This window comes from Micromonospora sp. NPDC049497, from assembly GCF_044465805.1.
Lineage (GTDB): Bacteria > Actinomycetota > Actinomycetes > Mycobacteriales > Micromonosporaceae > Micromonospora.
In genome coordinates, this window is the sequence record NZ_JBITMC010000005.1 from 226,930 (window position 1) to 249,626 (window position 22,697).

The following is a 22,697-nucleotide window of genomic DNA, read 5'->3' on the forward strand; positions in this document are numbered from 1 at the left end:
GCGGGTCAGACCGGCGCGGTCGCGTCGATCAGCCAGCGGGAGATCGAGTACGCCGGGGGCAGCTCCGCCGGCAGCGCGTCCAGCGGGAAGAACCGCGCCTCGCTCAGCTCCTTCCCGTCCACCACCGGCCCGGCGGCAGCATCAACAGAGCGGGCGGTGAAGCCGACCAGCAGCGTGCCCGGGCCGGACATCGCCCACGGCTGGCTGCCGAAGTACCGCAGCCCGTCGACGGTGAGCCCCACCTCCTCGCCGACCTCCCGCCGTACGGCCGCCTCCAGCGTCTCCCCGGCGTCCACGAACCCGGCCACCAGGGCCCACAGCCCGGTCGGCCCGTACGCGTGCCGGACCAGGAGCAGCTCGTCGGGGCGGCCGGCCGGTCCTGGGCGGGTGATCGCCACCAGGACGGCGGCGGAGAGCTGCATCGGCACGTACAGGTCGCAGTCGGGGCAGCGCCGCGCGGACTCGCCCGGCACGTCGGCCAGCTCGGCCCGGCAGGCGCCGCACCACCGGTGCGTACGCCGCCAGGTGACCACCGCGAGGGCCCGCCCGGCGAGCGTGGCGAGCGGCTCGGGCAGCTCCGCGGCGATGCCGGCCCAGCTCCGCCAGCGGCCGGGCCGGTCCTCGGCGGACGGCACCTCGGTCGCCCAGGCGGGCCGCCCGTCGAGCGTGCCGAGGGGCACCCAGGCGGTGTCGGCCGGCAGGTCGGCGATCCGCAGCAGGCCGCCGTCGTCCCGGGTGCGGAGCTTGCGCCCGGCGACGGGCAGGGCGAGGTCGGCCGGCGCGGGGGGTGTGGAACCGTCGGCTCCGGGGACGAAGCCGGGTGCGGTCACGGGGTGGCCGTACGGCGGTCCACCACGCCGGCGCCGGGCGGCAGCGCGAACGCGTCGCCGTCGACGGCGTCCCGGTAGTCGGTCATGGCCAGCTCGACCCGCTCACCGTCGACGTCCCCGGTGAAGCTGCCCAGCGCGCCCTCGGTCGTCACGCAGGCGGAGAAGTCGCCGGCCGACTGCTGAACGTCGACGCACGTGGCGTGCCGACCCGCCAGGGTGGTGTCACTCTGCGTGATCACGGCCTGGGGGTCGAGCGCCGCGGTGGTCAGCAGCTGCATGACCACCGGCGGGGTGACCAGGCCGTGCTCCTTGGCCTCGGTGAAGAGGGTGACCGACGGCTTGGTGTTGGCGGCCGGCGGCGCCTCCAGGGTGCAGACCGCACGGGCGGCGGTCGTCTCGCAGCGGGCCGTGGCCTCCTCGGTGACGGTCAGCTTCCCGCCCGGCCACGTGTACGCGGAGCGGGCCGGGTCCTGTGCCTGGGCGATGGTGGCGGTCTGCCCGGCGGGGAGCTGGTACTCGGCCGAGTAGGTCAGGGTCAGCGACTGGTCGAGCCGGGTGGCGAGGTCGTTGACGAGGTCGGACCGCCCGATGGCCCGGCCGGCGTCGTCGAGGGTCTGGCAGCCGGTGATGGTGAACGACGCGATGACCGACACGGCGAGCAGGCGGAGGGTGGTCGAGGCGGCGGGCATGGCGACCAGCCTTGCCGATGGGATCAACCGCGCGCAAACCCGTTGCCGGTTGACGCCCGAGAATACGGGAATGTCCGTCGTGCGGGACGGGTCTCGGTACGTCGGGCACGGGCAACCGACGTACCGCCGGGTACGGCGGGCGACGCGGCGCGGGCGGCCGGCGCCCGATACGCTGCGTGGCAACACCTGCCTCAGCCGCACCGTCGCGGCCCATAACGGACCGGCACACACAAACGAGGAGCGACTCAGTGGCAACCATCGAGGGAATCGTCGCCCGGGAGATTCTCGACTCGCGGGGCAACCCGACGGTCGAGGTCGAGGTCGGGCTCGACGACGGCACGATCGCCCGTGCGGCGGTGCCGTCCGGCGCTTCCACCGGCGCCTTCGAGGCGATCGAGCTGCGCGACGGTGACAAGGACCGCTACCTGGGCAAGGGTGTCGAGAACGCGGTCTCCAACATCGAGGACAAGATCGTCGACCAGCTCATCGGCTACGAGGCCAGCGAGCAGCGGCTGATCGACCAGAAGATGCTGGACATCGACGGCACCGACAACAAGGGTGGGCTGGGCGCGAACGCGATCCTGGGCGTCTCCCTGGCGGTGGCGAAGGCGGCGGCCGGCAGCGCCGAGCTGAGCCTCTTCCGCTACCTGGGTGGCCCGAACGCGCACCTGCTGCCGGTGCCGATGATGAACATCCTGAACGGTGGCGCGCACGCCGACTCGAACGTCGACATCCAGGAGTTCATGGTCGCGCCGATCGGCGCGCCGAGCTTCCGGGAGGCGCTGCGCTCCGGCGCGGAGGTGTACCACGCGCTGAAGTCGGTGCTGAAGAAGAAGGGCCTCTCCACCGGCCTGGGCGACGAGGGCGGTTTCGCCCCGACCCTGCCGACCAACGCCGCGGCCCTGGACCTGATCGCGGAGGCCGTCGAGAAGGCCGGCTACCGCCTCGGCACCGACATCGTCTTCGCGCTGGACGTCGCGGCCACGGAGTTCTTCGACAACGGCACCTACACGTTCGAGGGTGCCGCGAAGACCGCCGAGGAGATGAGCACCTACTACACCAAGCTCGCCGACGAGTACCCGATCGTGTCGATCGAGGACCCGCTGGCGGAGGACGACTGGTCCGGCTGGCAGACCCTGACCGCGTCCATCGGTGACCGGATCCAGATCGTCGGCGACGACCTCTTCGTCACCAACCCGCAGCGGATCGCCCGGGGCATCGCCGAGAGCGCCGCCAACGCCGTGCTGGTGAAGGTCAACCAGATCGGTTCGCTCACCGAGACGCTGGACGCGGTGGACCTCGCCCACCGGGCCGGCTTCAAGTGCATGATGAGCCACCGTTCCGGCGAGACCGAGGACACCACCATCGCCGACCTGGCGGTGGCCACCGGCTGCGGCCAGATCAAGACCGGCGCGCCGGCCCGCTCGGACCGCGTCGCGAAGTACAACCAGCTCCTGCGGATCGAGGAGGAGCTGGCCGACGCGGCGCGCTACGCGGGTGCCGGCGCGTTCCCGCGTTACCGTTCGGCCTGAGCCACGCGAAGCCTCGGGGGAGGGGTGTGACGATGCAGCAGCGCCGCACACCGGGTGGTCAGCGTCCCGCCCGCCGGCCGGGTCAGCCCGGCCGGCCGGGCGGTGCCCGCGGCGCCCGGACGCCGGCCCGGGAGGGCGGTGTCCGCGCGGAGCCGCGCGCGACCCCCGGCCGCGCTCCGGGTGCCACCCGGGCGACCGAGGGCGTACGCGCCACGAACCGCCCCGCCGCGGCCCGGCGGACCGCGGCCGGCACCGTCAAGCGGCTGTCCGCTCCCCACCCCCGGGGCTTCACCGGGCGTGCCACCGTGCTGTTCGCGGTGCTGATCGCGCTCGCCCTCGGCTACACCTATCCGGTCCGTGTCTACCTGGACCAGCAGGCCGACATCGAGCGGATGGAGGCGGCCCAGGCCGCCCAGCGCCAGGCGATCGAGGAGCTGTCCGTCCGGGCGGCGAAGTGGCAGGACGACAGGTACATCGAGATCCAGGCGCGGGAGCGCTTCGGGATGGGCCGTCCGGGCGAGAAGCTGCTGATCGTGCTCGACGACCCGGAGGGCGCCGCGCGGGACGCGGGGAAGTCCGCGCCGTCGGGGCGGCCCGCCGAGCCCGATCCCTGGTACGACACCCTGTGGTCGAGCGTGCAGGGCGCGAACGCCGCCCAACCCGACCAGTGAGCACCACCTGAGCAGCAGACGAGAGATGGAAACACCGTGACTGTCGTACCACCGCAGGAGCCGGCGGCGGCCTCCGTACCTCTGCCGCAGCGTGAGCCGGCCAGCGAGGCCGACCTGGCCGCGGTGGCCGCGCAGCTCGGGCGCCCGCCCCGCGGCACGCGGGCGGTGGCCCACCGCTGCCCCTGTGGCCTGCCCGACGTGGTGGAGACGACCCCGCGCCTGGCCGACGGCACGCCCTTCCCGACGTTGTTCTACCTGACCTGCCCGCGGGCGACCGCCGCGTGCAGCCGGCTGGAGTCGGCCGGGCTGATGAAGGAGATGGCCGACCGGCTCGCCGAGGACCCGGAGCTGGCGGCCCACTACCGGGCGGCGCACGAGGACTACCTGGCCCGCCGCGACGCGATCGGGCAGGTGCCGGAGATCGCCGGCATCTCGGCCGGCGGCATGCCCGGCCGGGTGAAGTGCCTGCACGTGCACCTCGGTCACGCGCTGGGCGCCGGGCCGGGAGTGAACCCGTTCGGTGACGAGGTGCTGGACGTCCTGGAGCCGTGGTGGACCGCCGGCCCGTGCGTGGACGTGCCGGCGGACGAGTGACCATGACGGGCGCCGACGAGATCGTGGTGCGGCGGGCCCGGACCTCCGACGTGCGGGGGATCCGGCGGCTGGTCGACACCTACACCGACGACCGGCGGCTGCTCAGCAAGGCGACGGTCACCCTCTACGAGGACGTGCAGGAGTTCCGGGTCGCGGCGACCGGGAACGGCACCGTGGTCGGCTGCGGCGCGCTGCACGTGATGTGGGAGGACCTCGCCGAGATCCGCACGGTGGCGGTGGACCCGGTCTGCCGGGGGCGGAAGATCGGGCACCGGATCGTCGGCGAGCTGATCGACGCGGCCCGGGAGCTGGGAGTGGCGCGGATCTTCGTGCTCACCTTCGAGACCCGGTTCTTCGCCTCGTTCGGCTTCCGGGAGATCGACGGCGCGCCGGTGCCGCAGCCGGTGTACGAGCAGCTGCTGCGCTCGTACGACGAGGGTGTCGCCGAGTTCCTCGACCTGGAGCGGGTCAAGCCGAACACCCTCGGCAACACCCGCATGCTGCTCCGCCTGTAGAGCCGTCCGCGTGACCCGCACCGGCGGCGCGGTCAGGCCGGCCGCCGGGGGTGGGTGGCGAAGAAGTCCCAGATCAGGTCCGTGGCGACGAGGCCGGCCTCGGGGGCGGCGAGTTGACCGCTCCGCGCGCCGGGCCACGAGTGCCCCATGTCCGGCAGGGTGTAGACGGTGACCTCGCTGCCGTCGGCGCACGTCGCGTCGGTCCGGCTGATCCGCGCGGCCCCACCCGCCCCGGGCTCAGGGATCGACTTGCAGCCGAGTCGCCGCTGCCAGGTCCGTATGCCCTCGGTGAAGGTCTCGGCGTAGATGTCCTGCCCGCCGATGAACGTGATCACCGAGACCGGGGTGTCGGGGACGTAGTCCTCCGGCGCGGTCAGGGGACCGCTGTAGCCGCCGCTGACCACGCCGATCGCCGCGAAGAGCCCGTCGGCCTCGACGGCGGCCCGGAAGCTCATGTCACCGCCGTTGGAGATCCCGGTCAGGTAGACCCGGTCCGGGTCTGCCCGCCAGGTTCTCACCAGATGGTCCGTGAGGGCCCGGAGGAACCCGACGTCGTCCTCCGACCCGCAGCAGATCAACGCGTTGAAGGCAGTGTGCCGTCCGTCCGGGTACGCGACCAGGATGTTCTCCCGGTCGGCCACCGCGTCCAGCCCCACCATCTCGCGGATCAGGGCGCCGCTGCCCGGGTAGAAGTGCAGGGCGATCACCAGCGCGGTGGGCCGGGTCGGGTCGTAACCGGGCGGGGCGTACAGCAGGTAGGTGCGTTTCACCCCACCGTGCTCCAGGCTCAACAGGTGCTCGCCGGCGGCGGGTCGTTCGGCCGGAACCGAGGAGGACGGGGTGGTACCGGCCGGGGCGGGCCCGGAGGCCCCGCACGCCCCGGCGGCCAGGATCAGGACCAGCCCCGTCAGCACTGCCATCGTCTGCCGCACGCCCGCCCCCCTCGTGGACCCCGGTCCACTCTGGAGCCCGACCGCAGGCCCGTTCAACCCTTTCGGTTCAGGCCGAAGCCCGGCAGGCTGTCCGTATGCTTCGCCTTCAGCTCGGGTCGGCGGACCTGTGCCGGGTGCGGTTCGTCGACCGGCTGCACCCGGTCGGCATGGTGATGATGGCCGGCCAGGCACTGCACGGTCCCACCGGGTCCGTCATGGCGCCGGCCCTGGCCGACCGCGCGGTGGCGGCTGGGGCGGACGACGTGGCGGGCGCGGCCGCCATGATGCTGCGGCACCTGCTGCCCGCCCGGGGACGACTGCCGGACTTCCTCACGCCGTTCGACGGGCTGGAGTCCGTGACGGCCGGCCTGGACGCGATCCGGGCCACCCCGACCCGGCGGATCCGCGCCGAGGTCACCGCGGCGTACGCCGACGTGGCCGCGACGCCGCTGCGACGCCGGTTCGCGGCGGCGGACCCGGAGGCGCTGGACCTGTTCGGCCGGGCCGTGGACACCTGGTTCGGGGCCGTGCTCGCGCCGCACTGGGCCGAGTTGACGGCGGCGCACCGGCAGCACGTGGCGGGTGCCGCCCATCGGTTGACCATGGGCGGCCTGGGCGTCCTGTTCGCCGGGCTGCACCCGGCGATCCGGTGGCGGCCCCCGGTGCTGGAGGTGCGGACCTGGTGGAGCGGGGAGGTGACCGGCACCGGTCACGGGATGCTCCTGCTGCCGACACCGTTGGCCGGTCCGCTTCCGCGGGTGCTGGTCCAGCCGGGGCGCCCGATCCTGCTGGTCTATCCCGTACCGATGCCGCGCCGCGGCGCCGGTCCGACCGCCGATGCGCTCGGCCGTCTCCTCGGTGCCACCCGTGCGGTGGTGTTGCGCCGGCTCGCGGAGTCCGGCGGGCTGAGCACCACCGCGCTCGCCGACGCCGCCGGGGTGGGTCTGTCGTCGGCGTCCGAGCACGCCACGGCGTTGCGGGCGGCCGGCCTCGTCATCAGTAACCGGCACGGCGGGGCGGTCCGGCACCGGCTGACGCCGCTCGGCGCGCACCTGCTCGGCGAGGTCACCGAGGCGTCGGTGGCCGGCGTCGCCCCTCCGGCGACCGGTACGGCCCGGGACGACCTGCCGCAGGGCTGACTGCGCCGCCGCCGTCGACCGCGCCGCCGCCGTCGGGTAGCCGCGTGTCGAGCATGCCGGGATGTGCGCCACCTCAACCCCGCCGTCACAGTGCGTGCCGACGCGACCGGCAACCATCACACACCCTTGACCACTTTGCACTGCTGCCCCATGCGCGCCACCCACCGGCAGTGACGGTTCGGGTCCGGGAGGGCAGTAGGCCGTCTGGGCATCTGCCCAGCTCGGGGGCGTGGTGCACATTCGGCTGCAGAGCAAAGTGGTCGAAGGGGCGTCGTGGGGGGTGCTGCGGAGCGTTGCTCACGGTGACGGAGCCAGGTGTCACTGTCCGTGCGCCCTGGGGTCTCATTCCCAGCCGGCCTGCTGCCGCTACCGGTGGGCGTGACCGTGGCGCTCGTCGACGCGGCCCCGCCGTTCCCGCTGCCGTAGGGTTGACCGGGTGACGACGCGCGTCGCCGCCATCGACTGCGGCACCAACTCCATCCGCCTCCTGGTCGCCGACCTGCCCGACGCCGACGCCGGGCCGGAGGCGCCGCTGACCGACCTGAGCCGGCGGATGGAGATCGTCCGCCTCGGCCAGGGCGTGGACAGGACCGGCCGCCTCGCGCCGGAGGCGATCGAGCGGACGCGGGTGGCGCTCGCCGACTACGCCGAGGAGATCGCGAAGCTGGGTGCCGAGCGGGTCCGCATGTGCGCGACCTCGGCCTCCCGGGACGCCTCCAACGCGGGTGACTTCCGGGCGATGGTGGAGCAGACGCTGGGCGTGGCCCCGGAGGTGGTGACCGGGGACGAGGAGGCACGGCTCTCCTTCACCGGCGCGGTGCGCGGGCTGCCGGCCGACGCCCGGGAGCCGTACCTGGTCATCGACATCGGGGGCGGCTCGACCGAGTTCGTGGTGGGCACCCGCTCCGGCGGCGTCCAGGCGGCGATCTCGATGGACATCGGGTGCGTCCGGATGACCGAGCGGCACCTGCACGGCGATCCGCCGGGCCTGGACGAGATCGCCGCCGCGCAGGCCGACATCGCGGTGGCGGTGGACCGCGCGCTGGAGGCCGTCCCGGGCCGGGAGGCCGCCACGCTGGTCGGGCTCGCCGGGTCGGTCACGACGGTCGTCGCGATCGCCCAGGACCTGCGGGAGTACGACCCGGAGCGCATCCACCACGTCCGCGTGCCGTACGACCGGGTGGCCGACGTGACCGCCGACCTGCTGGCGAAGACGCGCGAGCAGCGGCTGGTGATCCCCGTGATGCACCCCGGCCGGGCGGACGTGATCGGCGCCGGGGCCCTGGTGCTGCGGGTGATCATGGAGCGGGCCGGGATGGACGCGGTCGTCGCCTCCGAGCACGACATCCTCGACGGCATCGCCTGGAGCCTGCTCTAGCGTTCCTGGTTCCGGGGGCATGATCGACTCGGCTTCATTGATGTCGGGGTGCCCGAGTGACGGTTTCAGCCCGACATCACTGACGTCGAGTGGATCAACGCCGAGGCGGGCTGTCCGGCCGCCATTCCGGATGCCCCGAAGCGCTGGTGCTACTACGCATTGCGCAGTACTGTGCTTCGCGTGGACACCACACAACTGCTGAAGGGCGTCCTGGACCTCGCGGTCCTCGCCGTGCTTCGCGAGTCCGACGGCTACGGCTACGACATCCTGCGCCGGCTGCGCGAGGCCGGACTGGAGGAGGTCGGCGACGCCTCCGTCTACGGGACGCTGCGCCGACTCTTCGCCGCCGGCCTGCTGACGACCTACGTCGTGCCCAGCGAGTCCGGGCCGCACCGCAAGTACTACGCGCTCAACGCCGCCGGCCGGGACCAGCTCACCCGGTCCGGCAAGCTCTGGCGCTCGTTCGCCACCACCATGGACACGCTGCTCGACGATCGGGGGATGGCGGCATGACCGTCACGGAGCAGGACATCACGGACTACGTCGGCCGGGTCCGTGCCGCGCTGGCCGACCTGCCGCCGCAGGTCCGCGACGAGTTGACCGAGGACCTGCCGGAGCACCTCGCCGAGGTCGCCGCCGAGGCCGGGGGCTCGCTGACGGACCGGCTCGGCGCGCCCGAGGCGTACGCCCTCGAACTGCGCGCCGCCGCCGGCGTCGGCACCGCCGGGGGAGGCCGCGTCCGCCGGCTCACCAGGACGGTGCACCGGGCACGTGACCAGATCCGCATCCTGGACCGGCAACTCGGCCCTCCTCTCGGCTATGCGACGGCGGGCGAGTTCGTCCGGCTGCTGCGCCCCGGGTGGTGGGTGCTCCGTGCCTACCTGGCGGCAATGTTCGTCACCGTCGCCACCACGGGTGGAACGTTCGGTCTGCTGCCCCGATTCGGTGGTGAACTCATCACCGGTCTGGTCATGCTGGCCGGCCTCGTGCTCGTTTCCGTGTGGCTGGGACGCCGCAGCGGCGGGCTGCGCGGCTGGCCGCGGCAGGCACTCCAGATCGGTAACGCGGTCCTGGTCGTGTTCGCCCTCATGGGGCTGGCGGACCTGGAGGACCGGGCCGGCTACGACTTCGGGTACGAGCAGATCTCCGTCGACGGCCGCTACGAGCACGTCCGGGACGTCTACGTGTACGACAGCGAGGGCCGGCTGGTGGAGAACGCCCGGCTCTTCGACCAGAACGGCGACCCGATCCGGCTCGGCTACCCGGAGTGCCCCGATCCGCTCGACCCGACCGGCAACGGCAACCCGCTGCTGCGCCCGTACCCGTACTGCCCGCAGGGCGCACCCTTCGCCCCGCGCCCGCCGGCGGTAACGCCCCCGGCGCCCGGGCTGCCGCCACTGTCCACTCCGGCCCCCACCGCGACGCCGGGTCCCACCGGCACCCCGCCCGCGCCGACCGCCACCGCGCCGCCGCCAGCGCCGACCGCCACCGCGCCGCCCGCGCCGGCCGCCACCTGAGGTGTTAGGAAGGGCCCCTTCCTCTACACGAGGCGTTAACAGGGGACCCTTCCTCACACCTCGTTCCTGGGAAATGGCTGAACGGATGAGGTGAGCGGGGCGGCGGCGCACGTCGATGATCGTTACGGTGTCGTCTGCTCATCAACCCCTCGGAAGGAAAACCCGTGTCAGAGCAGGTCGCACCGCCCCCCGCCGCGGACGCCGCGCAGCCCCAGCCCGGCGTGCAGGCGCCGCCGCCCGTCGAGCCGCCGGCGAAGAAGTCCGGCCGGGGCAAGGCGCTCGGCATCATCGGCGCGATCGTCGTGTTCCTCGTCATCGCCGGTCTCAAGTTCGGTCTCGGTACGGCGATCGGCAACTTCCTGAACAAGGATGAGACGGCCGAGGCCAAGACCGGCGACTGCATCGCCGAGCTGCCCAAGGTGACCGGCGCGAAGGAGGAGAAGGTCGACGGCGCCAAGGTCGTCGAGTGCACCTCCACCGACGCCGCCTACACGGTGGTCGGCCGGGCCGACGGGCAGACCACCGAGCAGGCCCGCACCGGCGAGGCGTGCGAGCAGTACTTCACCGAGGGACAGGACGGCTACGTCTTCTCCAGCGTCGAGCGGGGCAAGACGGGCTACGTGCTCTGCCTGACCAAGAAGGCCTGAGCCGACCTGCAAGCCGTTAAGAAGGGGCCCTTCCTCTACGCCAGGCGTTAAGGAGGGGCCCTTCCTTTCGGCAAACAGGAGGTGAATGCCACTGTTCCCGCGTCTTCCCGGCGCGGGTCCGGCGTGGCAGGCTACCGGCACGTAGGACCACTGGGCGACCAGCCAACGTTGACTGACCGCTAGGAGGACGGGCCCATGGGCGAGATGGTGAGGTACCGCGGTAACGGAGGTACGAGCGAGGGGTATCTCGCGATACCCTCCGGCGGTGCGGCCAGCCCGGCGGTCATCGTCATCCAGGACTGGTGGGGCCTCGTACCCCACGTCCGGTCGGTGGTGGACCGCTTCGCCGACGCCGGGTTCGTCGCTCTCGCCCCGGACTTCCGACGTGGCCCGGCGGTCAAGCCGAGTGAGCCCCGGCAGATGCTGAACGCCGCGCAGATGGACGAGGCCGCGGCGGACATCGCCGCCGCCGCGGAGTACCTCACCGGGCGTACCGAGGTGGCCGGCAAGGTGGGCGCCGCCGGCTTCTGCGCGGGCGCCAGCCTCGCCCTCTGGGCGGCCACCCGCTCCGAGCGGATCGTCGCCACCGCGGCCTTCTACCCGAGGCTGCCCTGGGAGGACATGCGCGCCGAGTGGCCCGACTACGCGGGCAAGGCCGCCGTCATCCACTGCTCGGAGGCCGACGGCCTCTCCGCCGACGACGGCGTGCAGGCTGCGCGCCGGGCCATCGAGGTCTCCGGTGGCACCTGCCAGACCTACGACTACCCGGGCACCAACCACGCCTTCTTCAACGAGGACCGGCCGGAGAACTTCGACCAGCGTGCCGCCGCGACCGCCTGGGCCCGCACCCTCGAACTGTTCCGGGCCAAGCTTGGCTGAGCCGCGTACCCCCGGTGAGGTCGTCGCCCGCGCCGCGCGGGCGACCGACCTCGCCGACCTGGACGGCGCGGTCAGTGACTGCTTCGCCTGCCCCCGGCTGGTCGCCTGGCGGGAGGAGGTCGCGCGGACCCGGCGGGCCGCCTTCCGGGACCAGGAGTACTGGGGCCGGCCGGTGCCCGGCTTCGGCGAACCGGCCGCCCGGATCGCCGTCCTCGGGCTGGCCCCGGCCGCGCACGGGGGGAACCGCACCGGCCGCATCTTCACCGGCGACCGCTCCGGCGACGTCCTCTTCGCCGCCCTGCACCGCGCCGGGCTGGCCAACCAGCCGGCCAGCGTGGCCGTCGACGACGGCCTGGCCCTGCGGGACACCCGGATCTTCTCCGCCGTGCGCTGCGCGCCGCCGGACAACAAGCCCACCCCGGCCGAGCGCGACACCTGCGCGCCGTGGCTGCACCGGGAGATCTCGCTGATCCGGCCCACCCTGCGCGTCGTGGTCGCGCTGGGTGCCTTCGCCTGGGCCGCGTGGTGGCCGGTGCTCCGCCACGTGTACGACGTGCGTCCGCCCAGTCCGCGACCCGCGTTCGGGCATGGGGCACACTGTTCCGGCACGGCCGCACCGGAACTCCTCGGCTGCTACCACGTCAGCCAGCAGAACACCTTCACCGGGCGGCTCACACCAGGGATGCTGGACGACGTGTTCGCCCGGGCGAAAGTGTTGGCCGGGGTGGACTGAGGCTGCGGGGCGGTGACGATGACGGAGGAGAACGCGCCGGCCCGACCCGTACGCCCCGGCGGCCCGGAGGTGACCGCAGTGGACCTCAACGTGCTGCGCAGGTGGTGGCCGGTCGCGGCGGTGGCCGTGCTGCTCGCCGTCGTCACGGTGGCGGCCGCCCACTCGTCGCTCGGCGCGAGCCGCATCCCGACGGCGGTCGAGGAGGTGCCCTTCCTTCCCGAGTACCCCACCGCCGAGCCGGTCCCGTCGATCCCGGTGGAGCCGCGGGACGCGGTGGAGACGACCGGGGCCTCCGTTCCGGGATGGATCGCCACGGCGGCCCTGGTCCTGCTGGGTCTCGCCGTCCTCGTCGTGTTCGGCTGGCTCGCCTGGACGCTGGTCCGCGGTGCGATCCGGCGGACCACCCGGGCGTTGCCATCCCGGGCTCCCCGCCGCGACACCGAGGGCACCGCCCGTGAGATGGTCGCCGCACTCGACGCCAGCCTGGTCGAGTTGGACGACACGGACACCGACCCGCGTGTCGCGGTGATCGCCTGCTGGGTACGCCTGGAGGAGGCCGCGGCCGGCGCGGGCGTGCCCCGGCTGGCCGGCGACACACCCACCGACCTCGTCTCCCGCCTGCTGCGCGGCGACCCGTCGGCCGGTGTCCCGGCGATCGCGAGCGCCGACGTGCTGGCCGAGTTCGCCCACGTCTTCCGGGAGGCTCGGTACGCCACCCGGCCGGTCGACGAACGTACCCGGGACCAGGCCCGTGCCGCCCTCCGCCGGCTGCGCGGCGAGCTGACCGCCGTCGTGGCGGCGTGAGCGGGGTGGCGACGTGAGCAGCACGAGCATCGACGACCTGCTCGGCTCGTACGAGGAGGGGCCGGCACGCGCCGAGCGCCCGCGCGGCGGACGGGTCCGGCGGGTGCTGCGTACGCTCGCCGTCACGGCGGCCGTGGTGGTCGTCCTGGTCGCCGGCCTGCGCGCGGTCGGGTTGCGGGTCTCGCTGGTGGTGCTGGTCGCCGGTGTGCTCGCGGTGCTCGCCGTGCGGCGGGTGACCGCCGGCCTCGCGCCGTCGTCCCCACCCCGCGCCGGCACCCGCACCTTCACCGGTGACGGCCCCGCTCCGCGGGACGCGGTGCGGACCGCCATCAACGGGTGGGAGGTGCCGCTCGACTGGGCGGCGAACCGCCCCGAGCGCTTCACCGAGGTGATCCTGCCGCGCCTCGGTGACCTCGCCGACGAGCGGCTGCGGCTGCGGCACGGCCTCAACCGCGACTCGGACCCGGTACGCGCGCGCGCCCTGCTGGGCGAGCGGCTCTGGACCTTCCTGGAAACCCCGCCCCGTCGCACCCCGCCGCCGCGCGACCTCGCGGCGATCGTCGCCGAACTGGAGAAGATATGAACGACGTGGACCGCAGCATGCCCGCCACGGAGGTGGGCCACCTCGCCCGGGCGGTGCTGGAGGCGGTCGGCCAGGTCGTCGTCGGCAAGCGGGATGCGCTGGAGCTGGTGCTCGCCGGGATCCTCGCCGGTGGGCACGTGCTGCTGGAGGACCTGCCCGGTCTGGGCAAGACGCTGACCGCGCGCTCGTTCGCGCAGGCCCTCGGGCTGGACTTCCGCCGGCTCCAGTTCACCCCCGACCTACTCCCCGCCGATGTCACCGGCTCGTTCCTGTACGACCAGCGCAGCGGTGACTTCTCGTTCCGGGCCGGCCCGGTCTTCACCAACCTGCTGCTCGCCGACGAGATCAACCGGACGCCGCCGAAGACCCAGTCGGCCCTGCTGGAGGCGATGCAGGAGAAGCAGGTGTCGGTGGAGGGTGTCACGTACCGGCTGGACGAGCCGTTCCACGTGCTGGCCACCGCCAACCCCATCGAGTACGAGGGCACCTACCCGCTGCCCGAGGCGCAGCTCGACCGTTTCCTCCTGCGGGTCTCCTTCGGCTACCCGGAGCACGGCGAGGAGTGGGAGGTGCTGCGCCGGCGGATGGCCCGCCGCCGGGAGGAGGCGGAGATCAAGCCGGTGGTCGACGCCGCCACGCTCCGTGCCATGCAGACGGCGCTGGAGGACGTCGTGGTCGAGGACTCCGTCGGCCACTACATCGTGTCGCTGACCGCCGCCACCCGCGAGCACCCGTCGGTGCTGGTCGGCGCGTCCCCCCGTGGTTCGCTGGCCCTGCTGCTGCTGTCCCGCGTACGGGCGGTGATGGCCGGCCGTGACTACGTGGTGCCGGAGGACGTCAAGGAGGTGGCGGTGCCCGCGCTGGCGCACCGCATCACGCTGCGCCCCGAGATGTGGCTGCGCCGGGTCGATCCGTCCTTCCTGGTCGGTGAGGTGCTGGATGCCACGCCGGCCCCGGCCAGCGGCGCGCTGCCCAGCTACGCCGCCGGTCGGCCCGGACGTTGATGGCCGCGCCCGTCGTGTCACCCCTGAGCGACGTGTCGGAGCCGGCCGCCGGCTGGGCGCCGACCCGGGCGCTGGGCCGCGCCGTGCTGCTGACCGGTCTGCTCCTCGTCGCGGGCGTGCTGCTGGGCCGGGTCGACCTGATCGTGCTCGCCACCCCGTTCGCGGTCGGCACCGCGTACGCCCTGCGGCGCCGGCCGGCCGCGCTGCCGCAGGTGTGGGTCTCGCACGACGACGAGCACCTGGTGGAGGGCGGCGAGCTGACCGCGACGGTCACCGTCGGCAACCCGGATGTGGTCGACTACGACCTGGCGGTCCTCCGGACCCGCGTCTCGTCGTGGCTGCGGGTCGACCGGGCCACCATCGCCGGTGCCGTGACACGGCTCGGCTCCGACTCTTCGCCGGCCATCGACCGGCCCTTCGTGACGGGCGTACCGCGCGACACCGCCGTCGACCTGGTCCTGGGCGGCGGCGCGCTGCGCTGGGGGCGGCACCCGGTCGGCCCGGCCGGTGTCCGGGTGTGCGCCGCGCAGGGCCTGCTGGTCTCCCGCGTGGTCATCGCCGAGCCGGCCCGGGTGCGCGTCTACCCGGTGACCGAGCCGTTCGAGGCCGTGGAGGCGATGCCCCGGGCGGCCGGGCTGGTCGGCGCGCACCACTCCCGCAAGCCCGGCGAGGGCGGCGAGCTGGCCGGTGTGCGGGTCTTCGCCCCCGGGGACCGGTTGCGTCGCATCGACTGGCGGGTCTCCCTGCGGGCGCGGCAGCTGCACGTGGCGGCCACCCTGTCCGACCGGGACGCCGAGGTGGTCGTCCTGCTCGACGTGCTGGCCGAGGCGGGCCGCTCCGGCGGGGTGAAGGGGACGGCGTCGGTGTTGGACACCACCGTCCGGGCCGCCGCCGCGATCGCCGAGCACTACCTGTACCGGGGTGACCGGGTCGCCCTGCTGGAGCACGGTCCGGCCGCTCGCCGGCTCCGCCCGGCCACCGGCCGCCGGCAGTACCTGACCGTGCTGGAGTGGCTGCTCGACGTGCGCGCGGAGTCCTCGCCCCAGGAGTCGTACGACCACCTGTTCGGCCCGCAGCTGCTCTCCGCCGACGCGCTGGTGGTGGTCCTCACCCCACTGCTGGACGAGCGGTCCGCGCAGATGCTGGCCCGGCTCGCCCGTTCCGGGCGGTTCGTGGTGGCCGTGGACACCCTGCCCGCCGACCTCCCACCGCCGAAGGACCGGGGGTGGGCCGAGGTCGCGTACCGGTTGTGGCGGCTGGACCGGGACACGATGATCGACCAGTTGCGTGAGCACGGCGTGCCGGTGGTCCGCTGGGCCGGCACCGGCAGTCTCGACCAGGTGCTGCGCGACGTGGCCCGCCTGGCCATCGCCCCCCGGGTGGGTGGCCGGTGATCACCGTCGTCGCCGACCGGCTGCGCGGGGCGCGGACCGCGCTGACCCGGGTCAGCCTCACGCCGCTGCTGGTCCGCGTGGGCATCTTCCTCAGCGTGCTGCTCGGCATGGTCCTCGCGTACCCGGCGGAGGTGCTCCTCGGCCGGTCGTTCGGCGGCCTGCTGCTGGTGGCGGTGCTGCCCGCGCTCAGCCCTCGCCGGGTCTGGCCGACCTTCGCGGCGCTGGTCACCGTGGGTGGGTGGCTGGTCGCCACCGACGGGTACGGCCGTCCGATCGCCCTGTGGCGGCTGCTCGCCGTGGCGGCGGTGCTGTACCTCACCCACACGGTCTGCGCGCTCGCCGCCGTACTGCCGTACGACGCGGTGGTGGACCCCGAGCTGATCGTCCGCTGGCTGCTGCGGGCGGGTGCCGTGCTGCTCGCCACGTCGGTCCTCGGCGTCCTGCTGGTCGAACTCGCCGCCGTCGGCGACGGCCGGGGAGTCCAGGCGGCGACGGTTGCCGGCCTGGCCCTCGCCGCCGTGGTGACGGCGTTGCTGGGCTGGCTACTGCGCCGCAAGTGAGCGCCGAAACGGGGGGAGTTACGCAGCTCACAGGTGTTGTGCTCCGTCACAGATGGGGGCCGCGATCGGGATTAGCGGAGCCGCGCGGGGAAAGATAGATGACGTGAATCCGAAGCGGATCCTTGTGGTGGGTGCCGGCCACGTCGGCCTGTACGCGGCCCTGCGCCTGTCGAAGAAGCTCAGCTCCCGTGAGGCTGAGGTCATCGTGGTCGACCCCCAGCCCCACATGACCTACCAGCCCTTCCTGCCCGAGGCGGCGGCCGGCAACATCTCGCCGCGCCACTCCGTGGTGCCGCTGCGCCGTGAGTTGCGCAAGTGCAAGGTCGTGGCCGGTGCGGTGAAGCGGATCGACCACGACCGCAAGACCGCGGTGGTGCAGCCGATCAGCGGTCCGGCCCGGGAGATTCCGTACGACCACGTCGTCGTCGCCCCCGGCTCGGTGTCCCGGACGCTGCCGATCCCCGGCCTGCACGAGCACGGCATCGGGTTCAAGACCATCGGCGAGGCCATCTACCTGCGCAACCACGTGCTGGACCGGCTCGACGTGGCAGCTGCCACGGCGGACCCGCGGATCCGGCGCTCGGCGCTGACCTTCACCTTCGTCGGTGGTGGTTACGCCGGCATCGAGGCCCTCGCCGAGATGGAGGACATGGCCCGGGACGCTCTGAAGTACTACCCGGAGCTGAAGCCCGAGGACATGCGCTGGGTGCTGGTCGAGGCGACCCAGCGGGTGCTGCCGGAGGTCGACCGGGACATGGGCGCCTACACCGTGCAGCAGCTCCTCAAGCGGAACATGGACATCCGGCTGGACACCCGGCTGGAGTCGTGCGTCGACGGTGTGGTGAAGCTCTCCGACGGAGACAGCTTCGCCTCGGACACCATCGTCTGGACGGCGGGCGTCAAGCCGTCGCCGATGCTGGACTCGACCGACTTCCCGCGTGACGAGCGGCGCCGCATCACCTGCCTGCCCACGCTGCAGGTGGTCGACGGCGACCGGGTCGTCGAGGGCGCGTGGAGCGCCGGTGACTGCGCGGCCGTGCCGGACCTGACCAAGGAGCCGGGCAACTACTGCTCGCCGAGCGCGCAGCACGCGGTCCGGCAGGCCGCCCGGATGGCCGACAACATCGTCAACGTCATCCGTGGCCGCGAGCCGGTGGACTACAAGCACAAGCACGCCGGCAGCGTCGCCAGCCTCGGCCTGCACAAGGGTGTCGCGCAGGTCTACGGCATCAAGATGACCGGCTGGCCGGCGTGGTTCATGCACCGGACGTACCACATGAGCCGGATCCCGTCGTTCAACCGGAAGGTCCGGGTCGTGGTCGACTGGTCGCTGGCGTTCTTCCTCAAGCGTGAGGTGGTCGCCCTGGGGCAGCTGCACGACCCGCGCGAGGAGTTCGTCGAGGCCTCCCAGCCGGTCGGCGCCCGCGCGGTATAGGTGTAAGCAAGGGCCCCTTCTTACCGTTTCCGGTAGAGGAGGGGCCCCTTCTTAACGTCCGGGGTGTCTCAGACGCGCCAGATCCAGGCGTCGGCGATCCGGGTGGACGGGCCGTAGAGGTCCTCCAGGGTGCCCCGGAGGCTGTCCGCGTACGGGGTGTCCACGGTGAGCGCCACGCAGGACGCGCCCCAGAAGTCGGCATCCCGTACCGCCTGGCGGCGCTGTTCCTCTCCGACGACCGGCCGCAGGCCCCGCTTGGCGACCTCGGCGAGCAGTGCCGACGTGGGCTGCTTGAACGTGCCGATGGCCGTCGAGCCGTTTCTCCCGTGCGGGCCGATGAAGAAGCCCTCCGGCATCCCGAACGCGACGTCCGCGGCTGTCGCCCAGCGCATCGGCCACGGGTCGCGCGGGGTGGCCGGCGGCACCGGGACCAGCACCCCGCCGGGCGGTACGCACTGACGCCAGTGCCCTCCGGTGACGAACTCCGGGACCGGCGGGCGACCGCTCGTGGGCAGTGGCACGGGGAACAGCGGCAGCAGCGCCGCGCCGACCGCCGCCGGGACCAGCCGCCGGGCCCGTCCGGTGCTCGCCGAGGCCCGGTCGACGGCCAGGACCAGCAGCGTGGCGACCAGCGGGAGCACCGCGAGCGCGAAGCGTATCGGCAGCGCACCGTCGACCACCGGCACGTCGGCCAGCAGCGCGAACGGCCCCGGCACCCCGGTGCGCTGCCCGTCCACCACGAGCCGGGGGCCGAGTGAGAGCGTGCCCATCGCCAGCGCGGAGACCAGGCAGGCGACCACCAGGGGTCGGCGCCCCAGCCAGAACGCGCAGCCGACGGTGACCAGCAGCAGCGGCCAGCCGAGGAACGTGTTGTACTCGGCCGGGCCGGTGGTCAGGCGGGCGGCGTCGTCGCCGCCGACCACGGACAGCGGTGACAACGTCCACCAGCTGCGCAGGTCGGCCGAGAAGTAGTGCGGGCTGAACATGCCCGTGGCGACGCCCTGCCGCCCCAGGAACTGGAACCACAGGGGCCACCCGATGACCAGCAGGGCCAGCCCGGCGGCGACCATCATCCCGCCGGCGAAGCTGGGCAGGGCGCGCCGCGCCAGGTCCCGGTCCACCACGGCATAGGTGACCGCCATCACCAGCAGGGTGACGAAGGTCAGGAAGAGCACCTCCTCGCCGACGAACACCTGCGCGCTGACCGCCGCGGCGAGCCCCACGGCCGAGCTGAGCAGTCGTCGCTGGTCCGGACCGCCGCGTTCGGGATCGGCGGCGCGCAGCATCCGGACGACCAGCCAGACGATCACCGGGACCAGCCACTGCGCGGTCATGTGCAGGTGGCTGTTGGACTGGGAGACCATCCCGGGGCCGAAGCCGCACAGGGCCGCGCCCAGCCCGGCGGCGAACCGGCGGGCGCCCAGCAGCCGGGTGAACAGCAGGTACCAGGCGGCGGCCGTGCCGGCCAGGTTCGCCCCGGCCAGGAGGGCGAACGTGACCGGCGCGCCGAGTGTCAGGGTGACCGGGGCGAGGAGCACACCGAGCGCGATGATCGTGGTGTTGGCCATCAGGTTCACCCCGTCCGGCGCGTTGAGCCGGTCGGTGAGCAGGTCGAAGTCGCCGAGCAGCGCCCGGGCGTCGACGGCGAGGAACCACTCGTAGAGGGCCTGGTCCGCCGGATTGAGCGCGAGCGTCCGGGAGCCGGGGTTCGGCCACAGCCCGTGGGTCAGCCACGCGGCCGCGGCGACGAAGAGCAGCACGACCGCCAGGTCCGCCCGGGAGCGGCCGACGACCGCCCGCAGCCGGCCCCACCGCGGCGAGCGGTCGGCTCGGCGTACGTCCTGGTGAGGGGCGGCGTCGGGGGCCGTGGGGGCTGCGCTGCTCACGGCTCGACCCTAGTGCCGGGACCGCCTCGGGGTACGTCGGGTCGCGGCTGACCCGCTACGGTGACACTGCACGTGCGTGCGTTCACCCGCCCGGGTGGTGGAACGGCAGACACGGCCGCCTTAAAAGCGGCTGCCGCAAGGCGTGCGGGTTCGACCCCCGCCCCGGGCACCGAACCTTTCAGCTTCCGCTCAGGGTTGTGATCTCCACGGGAGTCGCATCGCCGTTTACTCTTGACAGTGCACGTTGACGTGCATTGACCCCCTGAGGGAGGCCTGACAGTGAAGACTTCGAACCCGGTGCTCGCCCGGCTCGGCCAGGCGGCCGAGCGGGAGCGTTCCGCCGGGTACGCCCCGACCGGGCCGTACGGACAGCCCGGCTACCCCCAGCAGTACCCGACGGAGGCCGGCTACCCGGCCGCTCCGCCGGCCGTCAACACCATGTCGATCGACGACGTGGTGGTCAAGACGGTCACGCTTCTCGGCATCCTCGGCCTGTCCGCCGCGGCCGCCTGGGTGCTGGTCCCGGACGCGCTGCTCGGCGTCGCGTGGATCGGTGCGGCGGTGGTCGGTCTCGTGCTCGGCCTGATCATCTCGTTCTCCCGGATGGCGAACCCGGCGCTCGTCGTCGCGTACGCCGTCGTCGAGGGCGTCTTCGTCGGCATGGTCAGCAAGTACTTCGAGTCCCTCTACAGCGGAATCGTGCTCCAGGCGGTGACCGCGACGTTCGGCGTGTTCTTCCTGATGGCCGTCCTCTACCGGGCGAAGGTCATCCGGGCGACGCCGGCGTTCGTCAAGGGCATGATCGCCGTGATGGCCGGCCTGTTCGCCGTCATGCTGATCAACCTGGTGCTGGCGCTGTTCGGCGTCAACACCGGCCTGCGTGACGGCAGCCCGCTGGCCATCGGCTTCAGCCTGGTCTGCATCGTGGTGGCCTCGCTGAGCTTCGTGCTCAGCTTCAAGGAGGTCGAGGACGGCGTCCGGATGGGGCTGCCGCAGCGCTACTCCTGGGTCGCCGCCTTCGGCATCCTGGTCAGCCTGGTCTGGCTCTACATCGAGATCCTGCGCCTGCTGAGCTACTTCCAGGGCGACGACTGACCGCCCACCCGCACCAACCCGACGGCGCCCGCCCCCGGAGGGGGCGGGCGCCGTCGCGTCCCCCACCTACCCTCGCGATCTTGCACTTTGTGCCCGGGCGAAAACGGTCACAGCTGGCATAACGGCGACCTCAAGTGCAAGATCGCGGGGGACGGGGGTGCGTAGACTTCGCGGGGTGGGTGAACCTGGAGGGCTGGGGCAGGCGGTGGAGCTGCTCGTGCGGCAGGTGGGGCACTGGCAGCAGCCCCGGTGGGCGGCTCCCGCCGAGACCGGGAACGTGTCGCGGGCGGACCTCGTGCACCGGTTGGTGCAGGAGATCGCCAACCTGGTCGCGGACGTGGAGGGCCTGCCCCGCCGTACGGTCCCTCGGCTAGACAACGACCTCGCCCTGCCCGACCAGCTCCGCGTGGTCGCCGCCGACCTCCTGGCGGCCGGCGCACCGGCCGACGTGCTGGCCCGGGCCGCCGACGAGGTGACCGCCACCCGCGCCGCCCTCTGACCAGAAGCCCCGGGGGCGCCGCCGCGTACGCGACGGCCCGCCGACCCGGGAGCGGGTGGGCGGGCCGTCGGGCGAGCGTCAGCTCAGGCGTTCGAGAACCATGGCCATGCCCTGGCCGCCGCCGACGCACATGGTCTCCAGACCGATGGTCTTGTCGTGCCAGTCGAGGGCGTTGAGCAGGGTGCCGGTGATCCGGGCGCCGGTCATGCCGAACGGGTGGCCGATCGCGATCGCGCCGCCCATCACGTTCAGCTTCTCCTCCGGGATGCCCAGCTGCCGGTAGGAGGGGATCACCTGGGCGGCGAACGCCTCGTTGATCTCCACCAGGTCCACGTCGTCGATGGTCATGCCGGCCCGCTTGAGCGCCTGCTTCGAGGCCTCGACCGGACCGAGGCCCATGATCTCCGGGGAGAGGGCGGTCACGCCGGTGGAGACGATCCGCGCCAGCGGGGTCAGGCCCAGGTCCCGCGCCCGCTGGGCGCTCATGATCACCACGGCGGCGGCGCCGTCGTTGAGCGGGCAGCAGTTGCCGGCGGTGATCCGCCCGTCCGGACGGAACACCGGCTTCAGCCCGGTGACCGCCTCCAGCGTCACACCGGCCCGGGGGCCGTCGTCGGTGCTGACCACGGTGCCGTCCGGCGTGGTGACCGGGGTGATCTCCCGGGCCCAGAAGCCGTCGGCGATCGCCTTCTCGGCCAGGTTCTGGCTGCGTACGCCGAACTCGTCCATGTCGGCGCGGCTCACGTCGTACGCCTGGGCCAGGTTCTCGGCGGTCTGGCCCATGGTCAGGTAGATGTCCGGCAGCTCGCCGGCCTCGCGCGGGTCGGACCACACCTCGGCGCCGCCCTGCGCCCGCCGCGCGGAACGCTCGCGCGCGGCGGCGAAACGGGGGTTCTCCCAGCCGCCGCCGACCAGCGCCTGCGCCTCCGGGGGCAGACCGTCGGAGTTGCCCCGGGCGTACCGCGAGACGGTCTCCACACCGGCGGAGATGAACACGTCGCCCTCGCCGGCCCGGATCGCGTGCATCGCCATCCGGGTGGTCTGCAGCGACGAGGCGCAGTACCGGGTCAGGGTGGCGCCCGGCAGGCCGTCGAGGCCCAGGAGGGTGGCGACCACACGGGCCATGTTGAAGCCCTGCTCGCCGCCGGGCAGGCCGCAGCCCAGGTAGAGGTCTTCGATCTCCGTCGGGTCGAGCTGCGGGATCTTGTCGAGGGCGGCCTGCACGATGGTCGCGGCGAGATCGTCCGGACGGACGTCGCGCAGGGACCCCTTGTGCGCCCGGCCGATGGGGGAGCGGGCGGTGGCGACGATGACGGCGTCGCGGGACGACTCAGTCGGCATGAACCAACGTTAACCCGTCAGTAACATGCGCGGAAGCCGC

The 22,697-nt window shown here is 73.2% G+C and carries 24 protein-coding genes and 1 tRNA gene; 20 read left to right on the top strand and 5 right to left on the bottom strand.

Annotation, left to right across the window (positions count from 1 at the left end; all coding sequences use genetic code 11):
- Positions 1-5: 5 nt before the first annotated feature.
- Together nudC and ACIBR0_RS10435 are read right to left on the bottom strand one after the other, a co-directional pair.
- Entirely contained in the window at positions 6-830 is an 825-nt protein-coding gene (gene nudC, locus ACIBR0_RS10430) for an NAD(+) diphosphatase (RefSeq protein WP_396714183.1), read from the bottom strand.
- Positions 827-1,519, bottom strand: a complete 693-nt coding sequence (locus tag ACIBR0_RS10435) for a hypothetical protein (protein ID WP_396714185.1) — start codon at positions 1,517-1,519, stop codon at positions 827-829. Before ACIBR0_RS10435 ends, nudC begins: the two co-directional genes overlap by 4 nt.
- A 248-nt stretch (positions 1,520-1,767) precedes the next feature.
- On the opposite strand from ACIBR0_RS10435, the gene eno reads away from it, so the two are divergent.
- Genes eno through ACIBR0_RS10455 form a run of 4 tightly spaced genes read left to right on the top strand, consistent with a single transcriptional unit; the run spans position 1,768 to position 4,831 of the window.
- Positions 1,768-3,051, top strand: a complete 1,284-nt coding sequence (gene eno, locus ACIBR0_RS10440; protein WP_396714187.1) for a phosphopyruvate hydratase — start codon at positions 1,768-1,770, stop codon at positions 3,049-3,051.
- A gap of 32 nt (positions 3,052-3,083) precedes the next feature.
- Complete coding sequence (locus ACIBR0_RS10445) at positions 3,084-3,722, top strand: septum formation initiator family protein (protein ID WP_396714189.1); 639 nt, start codon at positions 3,084-3,086, stop codon at positions 3,720-3,722.
- Positions 3,723-3,758: 36 nt separating this feature from the next.
- Complete coding sequence (locus tag ACIBR0_RS10450; protein ID WP_396714191.1) at positions 3,759-4,316, top strand: DUF501 domain-containing protein; 558 nt, start codon at positions 3,759-3,761, stop codon at positions 4,314-4,316.
- 2 nt (positions 4,317-4,318) lie between these two features.
- Positions 4,319-4,831 carry an amino-acid N-acetyltransferase gene (locus tag ACIBR0_RS10455; protein ID WP_396714193.1) on the top strand — a complete coding sequence of 171 codons (513 nt, stop codon included), beginning with the start codon at positions 4,319-4,321 and terminating at the stop codon, positions 4,829-4,831.
- A 32-nt stretch (positions 4,832-4,863) separates the two neighbouring features.
- Here the strand turns inward: ACIBR0_RS10455 and ACIBR0_RS10460 are convergent, their stop codons facing one another.
- Entirely contained in the window at positions 4,864-5,763 is a 900-nt protein-coding gene (locus ACIBR0_RS10460) for an alpha/beta hydrolase family esterase (RefSeq protein WP_396714195.1), read from the bottom strand.
- Positions 5,764-5,858: 95 nt separating this feature from the next.
- On the opposite strand from ACIBR0_RS10460, the gene ACIBR0_RS10465 reads away from it, so the two are divergent.
- The 13 genes from ACIBR0_RS10465 to ACIBR0_RS10525 all read left to right on the top strand — a co-directional run bounded on the left by ACIBR0_RS10465 (position 5,859) and on the right by ACIBR0_RS10525 (position 17,836).
- A complete protein-coding gene (locus ACIBR0_RS10465; protein ID WP_396714197.1) occupies positions 5,859-6,902 on the top strand; it encodes an ArsR/SmtB family transcription factor in 1,044 nt (347 codons plus the stop codon).
- A gap of 436 nt (positions 6,903-7,338) precedes the next feature.
- Positions 7,339-8,280, top strand: a complete 942-nt coding sequence (locus ACIBR0_RS10470; RefSeq protein ID WP_396714199.1) for an exopolyphosphatase — start codon at positions 7,339-7,341, stop codon at positions 8,278-8,280.
- A 180-nt stretch (positions 8,281-8,460) separates the two neighbouring features.
- On the top strand, positions 8,461-8,793 hold the full coding sequence (locus tag ACIBR0_RS10475; protein ID WP_357034836.1) for a PadR family transcriptional regulator: 333 nt from the start codon (positions 8,461-8,463) through the stop codon (positions 8,791-8,793).
- Positions 8,790-9,797 (top strand): HAAS signaling domain-containing protein, encoded by a 1,008-nt coding sequence (locus tag ACIBR0_RS10480; RefSeq protein WP_396714201.1) that lies wholly within the window; start codon positions 8,790-8,792, stop codon positions 9,795-9,797. Before ACIBR0_RS10475 ends, ACIBR0_RS10480 begins: the two co-directional genes overlap by 4 nt.
- Positions 9,798-9,961: 164 nt before the next feature.
- Positions 9,962-10,444, top strand: a complete 483-nt coding sequence (locus ACIBR0_RS10485) for a hypothetical protein (RefSeq protein ID WP_396714203.1) — start codon at positions 9,962-9,964, stop codon at positions 10,442-10,444.
- 195 nt (positions 10,445-10,639) lie between these two features.
- Positions 10,640-11,323, top strand: coding sequence for a dienelactone hydrolase family protein (locus ACIBR0_RS10490; RefSeq protein WP_396714205.1), 684 nt, complete (start codon positions 10,640-10,642; stop codon positions 11,321-11,323).
- A complete protein-coding gene (locus ACIBR0_RS10495; RefSeq protein WP_396714206.1) occupies positions 11,316-12,056 on the top strand; it encodes a uracil-DNA glycosylase in 741 nt (246 codons plus the stop codon). Before ACIBR0_RS10490 ends, ACIBR0_RS10495 begins: the two co-directional genes overlap by 8 nt.
- An 18-nt stretch (positions 12,057-12,074) precedes the next feature.
- Positions 12,075-12,860 carry a DUF4129 domain-containing protein gene (locus ACIBR0_RS10500; RefSeq protein WP_396714345.1) on the top strand — a complete coding sequence of 262 codons (786 nt, stop codon included), beginning with the start codon at positions 12,075-12,077 and terminating at the stop codon, positions 12,858-12,860.
- Between the two features lie 13 nt (positions 12,861-12,873).
- On the top strand, positions 12,874-13,443 hold the full coding sequence (locus ACIBR0_RS10505) for a hypothetical protein (protein ID WP_396714208.1): 570 nt from the start codon (positions 12,874-12,876) through the stop codon (positions 13,441-13,443).
- The gene (locus ACIBR0_RS10510) at positions 13,440-14,447 is read left to right on the top strand and encodes an AAA family ATPase (protein WP_396714210.1); all 1,008 of its coding nucleotides are present in this window, start codon (positions 13,440-13,442) and stop codon (positions 14,445-14,447) included. Before ACIBR0_RS10505 ends, ACIBR0_RS10510 begins: the two co-directional genes overlap by 4 nt.
- Positions 14,447-15,841: a DUF58 domain-containing protein gene (locus tag ACIBR0_RS10515; protein ID WP_396714212.1), complete on the top strand. Its 1,395-nt coding sequence runs from the start codon at positions 14,447-14,449 to the stop codon at positions 15,839-15,841. The genes ACIBR0_RS10510 and ACIBR0_RS10515 overlap by 1 nt, the downstream gene beginning before the upstream one ends.
- Positions 15,841-16,401, top strand: coding sequence for a hypothetical protein (locus tag ACIBR0_RS10520; RefSeq protein ID WP_396714347.1), 561 nt, complete (start codon positions 15,841-15,843; stop codon positions 16,399-16,401). The genes ACIBR0_RS10515 and ACIBR0_RS10520 overlap by 1 nt, the downstream gene beginning before the upstream one ends.
- 103 nt (positions 16,402-16,504) lie before the next feature.
- Positions 16,505-17,836, top strand: a complete 1,332-nt coding sequence (locus tag ACIBR0_RS10525; RefSeq protein ID WP_357034729.1) for an NAD(P)/FAD-dependent oxidoreductase — start codon at positions 16,505-16,507, stop codon at positions 17,834-17,836.
- A gap of 68 nt (positions 17,837-17,904) precedes the next feature.
- Here the strand turns inward: ACIBR0_RS10525 and ACIBR0_RS10530 are convergent, their stop codons facing one another.
- Positions 17,905-19,722, bottom strand: coding sequence for a hypothetical protein (locus ACIBR0_RS10530; protein WP_396714214.1), 1,818 nt, complete (start codon positions 19,720-19,722; stop codon positions 17,905-17,907).
- Positions 19,723-19,810: 88 nt separating this feature from the next.
- On the opposite strand from ACIBR0_RS10530, the gene ACIBR0_RS10535 reads away from it, so the two are divergent.
- From ACIBR0_RS10535 to ACIBR0_RS10545, 3 genes are all read left to right on the top strand, one after another.
- Positions 19,811-19,891: transfer RNA gene (locus tag ACIBR0_RS10535), tRNA-Leu, on the top strand.
- Between the two features lie 110 nt (positions 19,892-20,001).
- Positions 20,002-20,817 (top strand): Bax inhibitor-1/YccA family protein, encoded by an 816-nt coding sequence (locus tag ACIBR0_RS10540; protein ID WP_396714216.1) that lies wholly within the window; start codon positions 20,002-20,004, stop codon positions 20,815-20,817.
- 175 nt (positions 20,818-20,992) lie between these two features.
- Positions 20,993-21,316: a hypothetical protein gene (locus ACIBR0_RS10545; protein ID WP_396714218.1), complete on the top strand. Its 324-nt coding sequence runs from the start codon at positions 20,993-20,995 to the stop codon at positions 21,314-21,316.
- Between the two features lie 78 nt (positions 21,317-21,394).
- On the opposite strand, the gene ACIBR0_RS10550 is transcribed toward ACIBR0_RS10545, so the two are convergent.
- Positions 21,395-22,657, bottom strand: a complete 1,263-nt coding sequence (locus tag ACIBR0_RS10550; RefSeq protein ID WP_396714220.1) for an acetyl-CoA C-acetyltransferase — start codon at positions 22,655-22,657, stop codon at positions 21,395-21,397.
- Positions 22,658-22,697 lie beyond the last annotated feature (40 nt).